The sequence below is a fragment of the Prochlorococcus sp. MIT 1300 genome, assembly GCF_034092375.1.
In the GTDB taxonomy this organism is placed as follows: domain Bacteria; phylum Cyanobacteriota; class Cyanobacteriia; order PCC-6307; family Cyanobiaceae; genus MIT-1300.
Map to the genome: position 1 here is coordinate 1,363,776 of NZ_CP139302.1, position 14,517 is coordinate 1,378,292.

Below are 14,517 nucleotides of genomic sequence, written 5' to 3' on the forward strand. Positions count from 1 at the left end.
TTGCATGTTTTTAGTTGATTAGCTTTTTTAGGTCTTCCTGAAACTTTTGTTCAAAGAAACATACTTTTTCTGCATATCTGCATATTCGTTTTTCCCTTTCTTTTTCTGGAGAGTGATTGTTAGAGGATAACCCCACTACTGATTCAATTGCTGTAGCCCATTCACGTGTATTTACTGTGTCGATAGAATGCACATATCTTTCAAAGTCTAGGATCGATTGTATCTCATTATGGGAATCGCAGCTGCTAACAATTGCTGGCATTCCAAGGCATGCTGCATCTAGAACAGGAATACCGAAACCCTCAACCAAGGAGGGACTTACCAAAGCCATTGCATTTAGGTAAAGATCTAATTTTGTGCTTTCATCAATGTAACCAGTCAGTAGAATCCCCTTTTCATTTTTAACAATTTCCTTTACAGCTTTACTGTAGGAATCTTGTTTTAATTTACCAGTGACACATAACCTGATACCTTCCTTGCTTACGTTAGATTCTACGTAAGCCTTTACGAGGAAAAGCAGGTTTTTTCTCGCTTCCACAGAAGAGTTAAATAATAAATATTTAAATGGTGTTAGTTGTCCTTGATCTCTAAGTAGGTAGCTAACAGGTTTCAGATCAGCTATAACCTTTGAATCGGATGTTAACCATTTAGGGAAATTCAGAGAGGGGGGCTGTACAAGTACTTCTTCTCTAGCCTCTCTTGGGATTTGTGTCTTTATTCTTTGGTTCGAAAAAGTTGGAAGATCTATTTGGTTACGAAATTTGTATGCAGTAGAAGAGGAGACATATATTCTTCTTGAAGAAAGGCAGGCTTGAAGTCTTCTGCCAAACTGTAGTCCATTGTCGTCGTGTTGATCATATTCAAGTGGTATGACATCATGAATTGTTTGAATAAATACTGGTACATTGAATGGTTTTAAGCTTAGTGGACAAGTGGTTATAAAAATATCAAACCCATCTAAATCTATGGATACTTTTGTATGATTTCGTAGAAGTGTAGCTATTAGGCTGGCTTTATAGATATTTCTGGCACATAATAAACCATCTACATTTTTGAGATAACCAAGTCTTTCATTTCTCAGGTTGGGATTGTCAAATAGATTGTTGATGAGGATTTTATTGATCTTTCGCTTGGGATATCTTCTTGGCCTGCGTATCCATTCAATAATTAATTCCATTAACTCAGGAATTTTAGATAATTTCTGAGCGAATGGTATTTTCCCTCTAAATAAGACCCTTCTGTCTTTTGATCCAGTGCTGAGTTGACTTAGGACCTTGGAACTATGGATGACTTCTTGGGTGATTTTTGGGAGTCGGTTTAGGCCTGAACTTTTTTTAGGTGGATCAAATTGTGTTAGTAGCCAGACTTCAGCACCAGCATTGCGTAAAAGCGAAATGAGTGCTTTGGAGTACGTTGCGATGCCTCTATGTTCGCTTTGCTCTAGGTCGAGAGCGGTCACCAAGACCCTTTTGCCTTTCAGAAAGAGTTGCTGTTCAGACAAAAGACTTGACGACTCCATGGAGGCAGGTTCGGCGACTTCACCTTAACTCTGCATCCCTCTTTCGGTTGCGCCCTTTTGAGCCATTCTTGTTTGGGGCAGGATTCTCAGGCATTAGAATATATTTTGTTGGTTCTTTCAATGGATAAATTGATCTAAATTTATAAGTAGGCAGGCTTACTGCTCCTCTCGTTGCAGATTTATTCTTTCTTTTAACCGTGTAATTTCTTGGTCTTGCTTGATGCGATGTAATTGAAGAGAATGAGTTTGATTTTTCCAGTACTTTAGATCTTTTTCGAGCTTACTATCACCTCTAATAATAGATAATAATGCTTCACTTTCCTTCTGAGAAGCATTCATTTCATCTTTTAGTTCTTCAATGCTTATTTGCTCTAGAAATTTTCTTCGCCTGTTGCGCATTCTAACTAGGTCTTCTGAATTGTTGCCGGCTAAATTTTTCTTTTGTCTGGTGCTGGAATATTCGTGAATTGCACTTGCCTTCGCTGAATAATAGGCCTTGAGGGTAAGCTTTTCACGAATATCTAAACACAGTTCGACGTCTTCGCCGCATCTAATATATTTCTCGTTGAATTTTAATTGAAGGAAATGTATCCGTCGTATGAACATTAAGGCCCCTGTTATTGCAGGCATGGCTATGTTTTTATTGATTATTGATTGGTCTTTTGCAGGTAAAATATGTTCAAGCTGATGGTAGGCGGAGCTTTTGGTGTCGAAAAGCATTCCAGCGTGGACAAGCTGTCCAGATCCATTACGAAGTCGACCTCCTACAACTCCAGCCTTGATTTCTTGTGTAAGACAGTCGATACCAGCATCAATGCTTGCAGGGTCTAGAACAATGTCATCATTGACCAGCATGAGCAGTTCACCGGCAGCAAGTCCGGCTAGCTGATTCATATTGCTAGCGAAGTGATAGGGGAGCCTTTGAGCAATAAGGAATTCATAAGGGGAGCTGTTAATTATTTTTTGCTCGTCTGCTGGCGAGCCATTCCATGAGCAGAGAATTTCCAAATCATTTGAAGAGAGCTTGGTTGCTTCAGCCAAACTTCCTAACAAACTATTCAGCAGTTTCCAATCACAGGAGACCACAAGGATGGATAGACGCATTTGCAGTCGCCTAAACAATCCTGAGCCTATCAATCTGGCAGGGCGTTGTGTGGGAACAGAATCTTTTATGCCTAAAGAACTCTTCCAATTCTCAGGTATTTCTACAAGTAGATGGTGTTCAACTTCGTTAGGCTTAGTTTAAATCTCAGGTCAATTTTCTAATCATGCTCAAGCTACTGCTGGGTGATCCCAATGCCCGCAAGCTGAAGCAGTACCAGCCAATCGTTACTGACATCAATGTCCTCGAGGAGGATATTGCTCCTCTTAGTGACGATGAACTGCGCGTAAAAACATCAGACTTTCGTCAAAGGCTAGAAAAACCTGAGAGTTTTGAGCGGCAACGGCAATTATTAGATGATCTTTTGCCGGAAGCTTTTGCGGTAGTGAGAGAAGCGTCCAAGCGGGTTTTAGGGATGCGTCATTTTGACGTGCAACTCATCGGTGGAATGGTCTTGCATGAGGGTCAAATAGCTGAGATGAAGACTGGAGAGGGCAAGACCCTTGTGGCCACTCTCCCAAGCTATTTAAATGCTTTAACTGGAAGAGGAGTGCATGTAGTTACCGTCAACGATTATTTGGCTCGTCGTGATGCGGAGTGGATGGGTCAAGTTCATCGGTTTTTGGGATTGAGTGTTGGTTTGATACAGCAAGAAATGACACCTCTGGAGCGACGTAAGAATTATGGTTGTGATATCACTTATGCAACAAATTCTGAACTTGGTTTTGACTATCTTCGAGATAATATGGCTACGGATATTAGTGAAGTGGTACAGAGAGACTTTCATTTTTGTGTGATAGATGAAGTCGATTCGATATTGATTGATGAGGCAAGAACTCCTTTAATTATTTCTGGCCAGATCGAAAGACCTCAAGAGAAGTACCAGCAGGCGGCTGAGGTGGTGACCAAATTAGAGCGTGCAGCTGAGATGTCTAAAGATGGTATAGATCCTGAAGGTGATTATGAAGTAGATGAGAAGCAGAGAAGCTGCATCCTTACAGATGAGGGCTTTGCTAAGTCAGAAAAATTTCTCAAGGTTAGTGACTTATTTAATCCAGCTGACCCATGGGCTCATTATATTACAAATGCATTAAAAGCTAAGGAATTATTTATTAGAGACGTTAATTATATAGTGAGAGATGGAGAAGCAGTAATTGTTGATGAATTTACAGGGCGAGTGATGCCAGGGAGGCGTTGGAGTGATGGACAACATCAGGCAATTGAAGCTAAAGAGCAGTTAACAATTCAACCTGAAACTCAAACACTGGCATCTATTACTTATCAAAACTTCTTTCTCCTTTATCCTCGTTTGGCGGGTATGACTGGTACTGCAAAGACAGAGGAGGTTGAATTTGAAAAGACATATAAATTAGAGACCTCTGTTATTCCAACTAACTGCCCTAGGGCTAGAGAAGATTGGGTGGATCAGGTTTATAAAACTGAAGCTGCAAAATGGAAGGCTGTAGCTTGTGAGACTGCAGAGATTCATAAGCAAGGAAGACCTGTTCTAGTTGGAACTACTAGTGTTGAAAAGAGTGAATTATTAAGTGCATTACTGGCCGAGCAAGAAATACCTCATAACTTGTTAAATGCAAAACCTGAAAATGTAGAAAGAGAAGCAGAAATTGTTGCTCAAGCAGGACGTGCGGGTGCAGTTACTATCGCTACAAATATGGCAGGTAGAGGTACGGATATAATTCTTGGAGGGAATAGTGATTATATGGCCAGACTTAAATTAAGGGAAGTTTTATTGCCAAGACTAGTTAAGCCTGAAGAAGGACATCGTCCTCCAGTTCCGTTGCAACGAAGTAATGAATCTCCCGCTGGCTTTGGAGCTAAAAGTGTTTCATCGGATCAGAATTTATCCGTAAAGGTACAATCCGAAGCAAGAGCAATTGGCAGTCTTTACCCATCTTTAATAACTGAAGAAACTGATGAATTACTATCCGAACTAGTTCGTGATTTGGTTAAAGCATGGGGAGATAGGACGCTGACTGTTATTGAATTAGAAGATCGAATTTCGACTGCGGCTGAGAAGGCTCCCACAACAGATACTCAGATTGCGGCATTGAGAAATGCCATTGCGTTAGTAAAGGCTGAATACGATGAAGTGGTCGTGCAAGAAGAAGTACGTGTTCGTGAAGCTGGAGGATTACATGTCATAGGCACTGAAAGACACGAATCTAGGCGCGTTGATAATCAGTTACGTGGACGCGCTGGTCGTCAAGGTGATTTGGGAAGCACCCGATTTTTCCTTTCTCTAGGTGATAATCTTTTGCGAATTTTTGGGGGTGAAAGAGTTGCCGCACTTATGAATGCATTTCGAGTTGATGAGGATATGCCAATCGAATCAGGTATGTTAACTCGTTCTTTAGAGGGTGCTCAGAAGAAAGTTGAGACCTATTATTATGATATTAGAAAGCAAGTATTTGAATACGATGAAGTCATGAATAATCAGCGTCGTGCTGTTTATTCAGAACGAAGGCGTGTTCTTGAAGGATTAGGACTTAAAAAACAGGTTATTGGTTATGGGGAGCGCACTATGGATGACATAGTCGAGGCTTATGTGAATCCAGATTTGCCCCCTGAGGAGTGGGATGTAGGCCAATTGGTTTCTAAGGTACAGGAATTTGTTTATTTATTAGATGATCTAACTCCAGACCAATTGTATGGTCTGGGCGTGGAAGAATTGAAGGCTTTTTTGCAGGAACAATTGCGTAATGCTTATGACATTAAGGAGAGTCAGATAGAGAAAGAAAGGCCTAACCTTATGCGAGAGGCTGAAAGGTTCTTCATACTTCAACAAATAGATACTCTTTGGAGAGAACATTTGCAGGCTATGGATGCATTGCGAGAATCGGTAGGTTTGAGAGGGTATGGACAGAAAGATCCACTTATTGAATATAAAAATGAGGGCTATGACATGTTCTTAGAGATGATGACGAATATGCGCAGGAATGTTATCTATTCGATGTTTATGTTTCAGCCTGCACCTCAATCGCAACCTGCTAATACTTAATCACTGTATTTTCCTGCAGGCTAATTATCTCCTAGAAACTCAATTATTTCTTTGTCTTTAAGATTTTGAGCTTTGCCAGAAAGCCGGTTTTTTGGTGATTTGCCTTTAGACAAGTCATTTAGGCAATTTTGCAATGTTGTGACTTGATTTTCGAGTTGATCAATTCTTTCCATCAGATTCCGAATCACGTTTGCTTCTGCATCTGGCAAAGCAGAGTGAGCTAGAGGATTAATCCTCACACCACTTTGGTGAACTACGCGTCCAGGTACTCCGACTACTGTGCTATCTGCTTCAACATCGCGAACGACTACCGACCCAGCACCAATTCTGGTGTTTGTACCAACCTTTATAGCCCCTAGGACTTTTGCCCCTGCACCAACCACAACATTTTCCGCCAGTGTGGGATGACGCTTCCCATGTGCTTTACCTGTGCCTCCAAGTGTGACGCCTTGATAAAGCAAGCAACGATTGCCAATTTCTGCTGTTTCTCCTATGACAACTCCCATTCCATGGTCTATGAAAACTCCCTGACCAATTCTTGCTCCTGGATGAATTTCAATACCGGTCAAAGATCGATTTGCTTGACTTAGCAAACGTGGCAAAAGAGGTAATCCAAATTGCCAAAGTTTGTGGCTAACTCGATGTAATAACAGGGCTTGAAAGCCTGGATAGCACAAAAAAACTTCCAGCAAGCCTCTAGCTGCTGGATCTCGCTCTTTAATTATTGCTAGATCTGACTGGATTGCTTTTAGCATTGAACCAGATTAATTGGTTATTTCACGAGACAAGTAGACCAATTTCCTTTCGTAATTGCTCGATAGTTGCACTGCTGAGATAACTTTCAGCACAGTGAACCTGGGGCATTCTCATTAATTGAGAGCGATTTTGTCGCAGACTGTGTTCAACTAAGGGCAGGCTAGGACTATCACAAAGGACATGACTTGCAGCTCGGAGTAGGGCGAGCAACCGGCTCCCGACATCTGGTGTGGCGGTCATAAGCAAAAGCTCATTACCTCTCATGCTGTGAAGAATCACCTCAGCAGCTCGCAGAACCCCTGGGCTAATGCTTACGAGGCCAACACAGCTACCAGGTCTGAGTTCTTTAAGCATGGTCAGCTCTTGCCTAAAATCATTCAGGTCAACGGCTACGGCTCTTACTCCATGGCGTTTGGCTAGTTCTTCTAAAGGTTGTAGAAAGTAGCGACTAGTCACGACTGTCCCATTGCTTGAGCTTTCAAGCACGCTTTCCAGCTCTTCCATGGGGACCACTTCAACAGGGACCTCGAGTCTTGGCTCAAGCTCTTCAGCTATCAGCATTGACGCACCAATGTCCTCTCTTGGGGTGCTTACCAAGACTCGGGCGCCACAGCGCAGTCTCCAATCAATTTCTCGTGTAAGTAATTCTCGAGTTTGTTGAAGGGTGCATCCTGCATTCAAAAGACCATCAACGCATTTACGAACTTCTTGGTCTAGATCAGTAACCGCGCGGTTTCTTATATGTGGAGGAGTGCGTATTTCGCGAGGTTTTTGTTGGTCTCGGACGTAAATGCCTGAGCCAGCCATGGCTTCTACTACCCCATCAGTTTCTAATTGGCGATAGACCTTGCTGATGGTGTTGCGATGGAGCCCAGTTTGCATCGCTAATTGGCGAGTGCTAGGCAGTCGATGTCCAGGAGGATAGTGCCGAGCTGCTATAGCAAAGCAAATCTGGTTGTAAAGCTGACTAGATGCAGGGATGTCGCTTTCCTGTTGGATATGGAATCGCACGCCGCTAGGCCAGGTTGCAATGCGGCCACCATAAGAACTTACGCGGTCGGTGACAATCCTTTGTTTGTCCTATGACACTGTGACAGTTCAAGAAAGCCCTTGGGGAGCTCGATTTGGGATTTGTTCAATTAATCAAAATTTATTGATAATGATTATTTTTTGACTTTTGAGGCAACCACAAGGGGGTGGATTTGACCTGATTTAGGAGATTTAAGGTTTTGGTGGTAGCTGGAAACCAATGAATATCATGCGTTGTTTGCTTTGGTTTTGTTTGCAAGCTTTGCCGCAGTAGGACGTGGGGGTGCTGTGATAGTTCTTACAGCACGAACAGGGGTTGCTGAATCATTGTCTTTTTTGATTAGAGGTGTTTTGCGAGGTGTTAGGAACATGATCATGTTCCTTCCTTCACGTTTAGGAGCTTGTTGGATTTCTGCTTGCTCCTCAAGGTCACGTGCCATGCGCCTTAAAAGAGTTTCAGCGAGGGCTGTGTGTTGGATTTCTCGGCCTCTGAAGATAACGGTGCATTTGACTTTGTCTCCAGCTTTCAGGAAGCGGACCGCGTGACCAATCCGCACTTGATAGTCGTGCTGGTCAATTTTGTACCGCATTTTTACTTCTTTAACCTCAGTCTGATGAGATTTCTTTTTGGCTTCTTTGGCTTTTTTCTCTTGTTCAAACTTGAATTTCCCATAATCCATGATTCTGCAGACAGGCGGATCTGCTTTTTCGCTAACTAGAACCAGATCTAGTTCTCTGTCTTTAGCAACAACAAGGGCTTCTTCTCGATCGATCACCCCTAGCTGAGTGCCATCTGAGTCAACTACCCGCAATTTTGGGTAGTTAATACGGTCATTGATGTTTGGAAGCTCCCGAACAGGAGCACGACGGTCAAAACGAGGACGTGGAGGCATTCAGTGCGTTGATGGAATAGGGCAGATAAATAACTGAAAAGTTGCTCTGCTAATCCCAGCCTAGACCGGCTTGGATGATCGACAGTGATTCTCTAAGGGGTTTCTCATGATTTAGCCAATGTGGGTTGTGTTGGCCCTTAAACCAAGTTCGCTGACGTTTGGAGAATTGATTGGTGCGTTTCGTAGTGGTTTCAATAGCTTCGTCTAGATCGAGACTCCCATTAATGACCTGTAGAGCTTCCTTGTAACCAATAGTTTGAAGTAAGGGAAGGTCTTTGCTGTAAATCTGAATTAACCGCTCAGTTTCTTCGATCAGACCATTTAGATAGATCTCTTTAGTTCGTTTAGAGATTCTTTGACGAAGGTTGACTGGATCTAGTCCTAATTCGAGTATTCTCCATGACGGTGGATTTATCGCTTGTTGACTGCTAATAGGTTTGCCTGTTGCATAAAATACTTCTAGAGCACGTTGAGTGCGGACAAAGTCAGACGTTGAGATGCGGGAGGCTGCAGTGGGATCTACTTGTTTAAGTAATTGGTGAGACGCTTCTTGCCCAAGTTGGCTTAATTGAGCTCTTAGCGAGGTTTGTGGTGGAACAGCTGGTGGGCAAAGACCTTTCGTAATTGCTTTGAGATAAAGCCCACTCCCACCAACTAGTAATGACATCTCGTTGGTTTGGATTTCTTTTTCAATATGTGCTGTAGCTGTTTGTTGGAACTCTTGGAGATTGATTGGATTATTGGGATATCGAAGGTCAAGGAGGTGATGAGGTATTGCTTTTTGTTGAGCAGGTGTTGGTTTTGCAGTACCAATATCCATTCCGATATACAGCTGCCTTGAGTCAATATTGATGATTCCGACTTTTAATTTCTCTGCAATCTTGATTGCGAGATCTGTTTTACCGCTTGCAGTGGGCCCTAAGAGGACAATTACTAGGGGCTGAGATGCATTTGAAGTCACTCGATGAACTGCAATTTAGAGGGCTTTTGTTCGATGGGTTGTTGGACTGATTTTCTTAGAATTTGTTATGAGCAAGATTGTTCAGCCAGTGTTAAATTGAGCCAGTCAGGTCGAGGTTTCTCGTCTACGAGGCCCCTTTGAATAACCCGTCCTGGCTGCGAATACAAGAATGAGTGAAGAGTCCAAGGTCCAGGCTGCTTACGGCGCCGAACAGATTCAGGTACTGGAAGGGCTTGAGCCGGTAAGGAAGCGTCCAGGCATGTACATAGGCTCGACGGGGCCTAGAGGTTTGCATCATCTTGTATATGAAGTAGTTGACAACTCAGTAGATGAAGCCCTTGCAGGACATTGTGATGAGATTCAAGTGGTATTGGAGGAAAATGGTTCAGCCACGATTACAGATAATGGTCGCGGAATCCCAACAGATATACATCCTAGGACTGGTAAAAGTGCTTTAGAGACTGTTCTGACTGTTCTTCATGCAGGAGGCAAATTTGGCAGTGGAGGTTATAAGGTTTCAGGAGGCCTTCATGGTGTTGGAGTTTCGGTAGTTAATGCCTTAAGTGAGTGGGTTGAAGTAACCGTTCGTCGTCAAAGTAAAGTTCATCGCCAACGATTTGAAAGGGGAGCTCCTGTCGGGACACTGCAGTCAGAAGCTCAACCTTCGTCTGAATCTTCAAGGACGGGGACTAGTGTTTCCTTTAAGCCTGACCACGAAATCTTTACTGGCGGCATCATTTTTGACTATACAATTTTATCTTCACGTTTAAGAGAACTTGCTTATCTCAATGGTGGTGTAAAAATAGTTTTTCGTGATGAGAGATCTTCAGCAATTAATGCTGAGGGTGATCCTTATGAGGAAATTTATTTTTATGAGGGTGGCATAAAAGAATATGTTGAGTATATGAATACAGAAAAGGATGCATTGCATCCAGAAGTTATTTACGTAAATTCAAGTAAAGATGGTGTTCAAGTAGAGGCTGCGCTTCAATGGTGTGTTGACGCCTATTCCGATAGTATTTTAGGTTTTGCTAACAATATTCGAACAGTTGATGGCGGCACACATATTGAGGGCCTCAAGACAGTCTTAACTCGTACATTGAATACATTTGCTAAAAAGCGAGGTAAACGAAAGGACTCTGACTCGAACTTGGCCGGTGAAAACATACGTGAAGGACTAACTGTAGTTTTGTCCGTTAAAGTGCCTGAACCTGAGTTTGAGGGCCAAACAAAAACTAAACTTGGAAATACTGAAGTTCGTGGAATTGTTGATAGTTTGGTGGGAGAAGCTTTAAGTCAATATTTAGAATTTAACCCTTCAGTTATTGATCTAATTCTAGAGAAGGCGATTCAAGCTTTTAATGCTGCAGAAGCTGCCAGACGTGCAAGGGAGCTCGTACGACGTAAAAGTGTTTTAGAAAGTTCGACACTTCCAGGAAAGCTCGCGGATTGTAGTTCAAGAGATCCTTCTGAATCCGAAATCTATATTGTTGAGGGTGATTCTGCTGGTGGATCTGCTAAGCAAGGCAGAGATAGACGTTTCCAGGCAATTCTTCCACTCCGTGGAAAAATTCTGAACATAGAGAAGACTGATGATTCAAAGATATATAAAAATACTGAGATACAAGCTTTAATTACAGCACTTGGCTTAGGTATTAAAGGCGAGGAATTTGACTCTAAAAATCTTCGTTATCATAGAGTTGTAATAATGACAGATGCTGATGTAGATGGTGCACACATTAGAACACTTTTACTTACATTTTTCTATCGATATCAGAAAGAGCTAGTTGAAGGTGGATACATTTATATTGCTTGCCCTCCGCTTTACAAGGTTGAAAGAGGCAAGAGCCATACTTACTGCTACAACGAAAATGATTTACAAAAGACTTTGTCTAAATTTGGAGAGAAGGCAAATTATACAATTCAGAGATTTAAGGGATTAGGTGAAATGATGCCTAAGCAACTATGGGAAACAACTATGGATCCTTCTACACGCATGATGAAAAGAGTAGAGGTAGAAGATGCTCTTGAGGCAGATAGGATTTTTACAATCCTCATGGGAGATAAGGTGGCCCCTAGAAGAGAATTTATAGAAACACATAGTGTTGAATTAGATATGGCTGCATTAGATATTTGATGGAAATTATGCGTTTCACCATTCGTTGGGGATGGTTGCTTGGATTGGCTTTGTTTGCTCCAGCTGCCTTGCCTGCAGGTGGAGCTGATCGGATGCAACCAGAAATCAGAAGACGACAAGGCCCTAGCCCTTTGTTAACACTTAATGATTCCCTGTTAAAGACAAGTCCTTTTGCTATTGCACCTTCTCTGAGGAAATTACAAGCAGGAACACCGGTAAGGGTGTTGCATCAATGGCAAGCCCCTCATGGTTCTCAATGGCTTTATGTTTGCTTGGCAGAGAGTGACTTGTTAGGAAGTGTGCATTCAGCCAGTCGGGGTTGGATTAGTGTTTAATGATGACTATCTCCTAAGACTTATTGTTATAGGTATTGGTGCAATCGCCGGAGCTTGGCTTCGCTTTTTTGTAACTAATTTCTTGCGAGTAGTGTGGCCTAGAAGAAGTTACTTGCCAACAATGCTTATTAATGTACTTTCCGCATTTTTGTTGGGACTTTTGTTGCCTTCAGTCTTAGCAACTGGCGAGTTTCGTTTAGTATCATCTTCTTTTTTATTTCTGGGAATTGGCCTCCTAGGAAGTTTTAGTACTTTTTCCTCATTTGCAATTGATTTACTAGAGGAATTAAGAAGGAAAGCTTGGGCTGAAAGTTTTTTCCTTTTAGTTGGTTCTGTAGTTGGTGGGATTATTTTTGCCGCCATTGGATATGAACTAGCCAATGCTTAGTAGATTCTTGTTTGTCAAGGTAAACAAGATTGAATTGCTACTTATTGCACTAGGGGCAATTCTTGGAGCAGTAATACGATTTCAAGCCCAGAATAATTTTCTGGTAAATATTGTTGGAGCGGCTTTTCTTGGCTTTTTGAGTGCTTGCTCTCTTCGCTCAAACTATCAATTATTTTTAGGTGTTGGTTTCTGTGGAGCTCTCACTACGTTCAGTGGTTGGATTGTTAATGCATTTGAATTGTTATTAGATGGTTTTTGGAAAGATGCGTTGACGCTTGTTGGTTCGACCCTGGGTTTTGGGTTAGGTGCAGCTGCGATTGGTTATTGGATCGGCAGGAGAATTAATTGGAAAGGGCTTTCTCGATAGCCATTTTTAATTCTTGACTCTCAGGCTCAACTCCACTTTTGAATCTTGCGATAACAGAACTATCTTTCCCAACAAGAAATTTTTCAAAGTTCCAAGCGACTTCTCCAGCTGGTTCCGATTGGATTAAAGATGTGAAGGGCTCTGTTGTGTTCCCTTTAGCGTGCACCTTATCGAAAAGCTCAAAAGTTGCGTTATAGGTTGAAGAGCAAAAGTTCTTTATCTCTTCAAGGGTGCCTGGCTCTTGTCCACCAAAATCGTTGCAAGGGAACCCAAGAATTTCCATTCCTTTAGACCCATATGTATTTTGTAGTGCTTGAAGCCCTGAATATTGTTTGGTGAAGCCGCATTTGCTAGCAACATTAACTATTAGCAAGACTTTGCCTTTGTAGTCCCCAAGGCATTTTTGTGTCCCGTTGGCTTTACGGACTACAACTTTGCTTACATTCACACCCATTGGCTTTGATGGTTAATCACGACAAGATTAGCCATAAAATAAGCGAGCCCTGATTATGCGTCTATGAATGAGGCAAATAGGGTACCCATCCCTTCTCAAACTCCAGTCGCTGGAGCTTATTTGGTGGATGAGGTTGCTAATGAGTTGGAATCGATGCTTGCGTCTGGCAACTATGACGCAGTAAAACTATTGCTCCAGCCAGTCCAACCTGTTGATATTGCTGAAGCAATAGGTAGCTTGCCTTTAATTTTGCAGGCTTTGGCTTTTAGGCTTCTTTCGAAGGATGAAGCCATAGAAGTTTATGAGTATTTAGATGCGGCAGTTCAACAAAGTCTTCTGGATCGCTTGAGGTCAAGTGAGGTACTGGAAATTGTTGAGGAGATGTCCCCTGATGATCGAGTGAGGTTGTTTGATGAACTGCCTGCAAAGGTTGTTCGTCGATTAATTGCTGAGTTAAGTCCAGCAGAGCGAAGGGTTACAGCTCAGTTGCTTGGTTATGAACAAGAAACTGCTGGTCGCTTGATGACCACAGAGTTTATAGATTTAAAAGAATTTCATAGCGCAGCCCAGGCTTTAAGCATTGTTAGACGTCGGGCGCCTGATACAGAAACTATTTATAGCCTTTATGTCACTGATCGAGAGAGACACCTCACAGGGATTCTGTCTTTAAGGGATCTTGTTACTGCTGAGCCAGATGCATTGATTGGCGATGTAATGACTAGAGATGTTGTAAGTATTCGAACTGATACGGATCAAGAGGAAGTGGCTAGGGCAATCCAGCGTTATGACTTTCTGGCATTACCAGTAGTTGATTTAGAGCAGCGCTTAGTAGGGATAGTTACTGTTGATGATGTGATTGACGTTATAGAGCAAGAGGCTACGAGGGATTTATATGCGGCGGGTGCTGTCCAAGCAGGTGATGAAGATGACTATTTTCAAAGTAATTTGTTTGTTGTCGCCCGAAGACGAGTGGTTTGGTTGTCAGTTTTAGTTTTCGCAAATGGCTTTACAACTCAAGTAATTGCAATGAATGATGCTGTTCTGAAGCAGGTTGTTTTGTTGGCTGCATTTATTCCATTGCTTATAGGTACTGGAGGTAATGTTGGTGCCCAGAGTTCAACAGTTGTTATTCGTGGACTGAGCACTCAAAGTATTCAGGCCATGGGCCGTTTGAAGGCTGTTTTTAGAGAAACTATGGCGGGTGCATTATTGGGACTTCTGATGTTGTTGTTTGTTGTTCCTTTTGCTTGGTGGAGAGGTGAAGGCCCATTGGTTGGAGCAGCGGTGGGCATAAGCCTTATGGCAATAACAACCTTGGCTGCAACTGCTGGTGCTGCGTTGCCACTGATGTTTGATCGCATGGGCCTTGATCCCGCATTAATGTCAGCACCATTTATTACTACTGCTACAGATGTGGCAGGGGTGTTGATTTATCTGCGAACTGCTTCATGGTTGCTGACTCAGATTGATGGCGTGGGGGGTTCAGCTTTATAAGTGGATTCAGCCTCTTGTAATACGCCTTTACAAAGCGTAAGGTAATGTTCACATAACTTAGCA

13 protein-coding genes are annotated in these 14,517 nt (G+C 42.4%); 6 read left to right on the top strand and 7 right to left on the bottom strand.

Annotated elements, in window-relative coordinates; all coding sequences use genetic code 11:
* Positions 1–10: 10 nt before the first annotated feature.
* Complete coding sequence (locus SOI83_RS07040) at positions 11–1,459, bottom strand: glycosyltransferase (RefSeq protein WP_320675991.1); 1,449 nt, start codon at positions 1,457–1,459, stop codon at positions 11–13.
* A gap of 216 nt (positions 1,460–1,675) precedes the next feature.
* Positions 1,676–2,623, bottom strand: a complete 948-nt coding sequence (locus SOI83_RS07045; protein ID WP_320675992.1) for a hypothetical protein — start codon at positions 2,621–2,623, stop codon at positions 1,676–1,678.
* A gap of 164 nt (positions 2,624–2,787) precedes the next feature.
* Between SOI83_RS07045 and secA the strand changes: the two genes are divergently transcribed.
* Positions 2,788–5,640 (top strand): preprotein translocase subunit SecA, encoded by a 2,853-nt coding sequence (gene secA, locus SOI83_RS07050; protein ID WP_320675993.1) that lies wholly within the window; start codon positions 2,788–2,790, stop codon positions 5,638–5,640.
* 20 nt (positions 5,641–5,660) lie between these two features.
* Here the strand turns inward: secA and cysE are convergent, their stop codons facing one another.
* The 4 genes from cysE to miaA form a co-directional block, all read right to left on the bottom strand.
* A complete protein-coding gene (gene cysE / locus SOI83_RS07055) occupies positions 5,661–6,395 on the bottom strand; it encodes a serine O-acetyltransferase (RefSeq protein ID WP_320675994.1) in 735 nt (244 codons plus the stop codon).
* A 22-nt stretch (positions 6,396–6,417) separates the two neighbouring features.
* The gene (locus SOI83_RS07060) at positions 6,418–7,407 is read right to left on the bottom strand and encodes a GntR family transcriptional regulator (RefSeq protein ID WP_320675995.1); all 990 of its coding nucleotides are present in this window, start codon (positions 7,405–7,407) and stop codon (positions 6,418–6,420) included.
* A 245-nt stretch (positions 7,408–7,652) separates the two neighbouring features.
* Positions 7,653–8,318: a translation initiation factor IF-3 gene (gene infC / locus SOI83_RS07065; RefSeq protein WP_320675996.1), complete on the bottom strand. Its 666-nt coding sequence runs from the start codon at positions 8,316–8,318 to the stop codon at positions 7,653–7,655.
* A 49-nt stretch (positions 8,319–8,367) separates the two neighbouring features.
* The gene (gene miaA, locus SOI83_RS07070; protein ID WP_320675997.1) at positions 8,368–9,279 is read right to left on the bottom strand and encodes a tRNA (adenosine(37)-N6)-dimethylallyltransferase MiaA; all 912 of its coding nucleotides are present in this window, start codon (positions 9,277–9,279) and stop codon (positions 8,368–8,370) included.
* 169 nt (positions 9,280–9,448) lie between these two features.
* On the opposite strand from miaA, the gene gyrB reads away from it, so the two are divergent.
* The 4 genes from gyrB to SOI83_RS07090 are packed head-to-tail and all read left to right on the top strand — an operon-like array spanning position 9,449 to position 12,506.
* On the top strand, positions 9,449–11,416 hold the full coding sequence (gene gyrB, locus SOI83_RS07075) for a DNA topoisomerase (ATP-hydrolyzing) subunit B (protein ID WP_320675998.1): 1,968 nt from the start codon (positions 9,449–9,451) through the stop codon (positions 11,414–11,416).
* Positions 11,417–11,424: 8 nt separating this feature from the next.
* Complete coding sequence (locus tag SOI83_RS07080; protein ID WP_320675999.1) at positions 11,425–11,751, top strand: SH3 domain-containing protein; 327 nt, start codon at positions 11,425–11,427, stop codon at positions 11,749–11,751.
* On the top strand, positions 11,714–12,139 hold the full coding sequence (locus SOI83_RS07085; protein ID WP_320676000.1) for a fluoride efflux transporter FluC: 426 nt from the start codon (positions 11,714–11,716) through the stop codon (positions 12,137–12,139). Before SOI83_RS07080 ends, SOI83_RS07085 begins: the two co-directional genes overlap by 38 nt.
* Positions 12,132–12,506 carry a fluoride efflux transporter FluC gene (locus SOI83_RS07090; RefSeq protein ID WP_320676001.1) on the top strand — a complete coding sequence of 125 codons (375 nt, stop codon included), beginning with the start codon at positions 12,132–12,134 and terminating at the stop codon, positions 12,504–12,506. The genes SOI83_RS07085 and SOI83_RS07090 overlap by 8 nt, the downstream gene beginning before the upstream one ends.
* Here the strand turns inward: SOI83_RS07090 and SOI83_RS07095 are convergent.
* A complete protein-coding gene (locus SOI83_RS07095; protein WP_320676002.1) occupies positions 12,481–12,960 on the bottom strand; it encodes a glutathione peroxidase in 480 nt (159 codons plus the stop codon). The two genes, SOI83_RS07090 and SOI83_RS07095, sit on opposite strands and share 26 nt — an antisense overlap.
* Positions 12,961–13,023: 63 nt before the next feature.
* Between SOI83_RS07095 and mgtE the strand changes: the two genes are divergently transcribed.
* On the top strand, positions 13,024–14,454 hold the full coding sequence (gene mgtE / locus SOI83_RS07100) for a magnesium transporter (protein ID WP_320676003.1): 1,431 nt from the start codon (positions 13,024–13,026) through the stop codon (positions 14,452–14,454).
* Positions 14,455–14,517 lie beyond the last annotated feature (63 nt).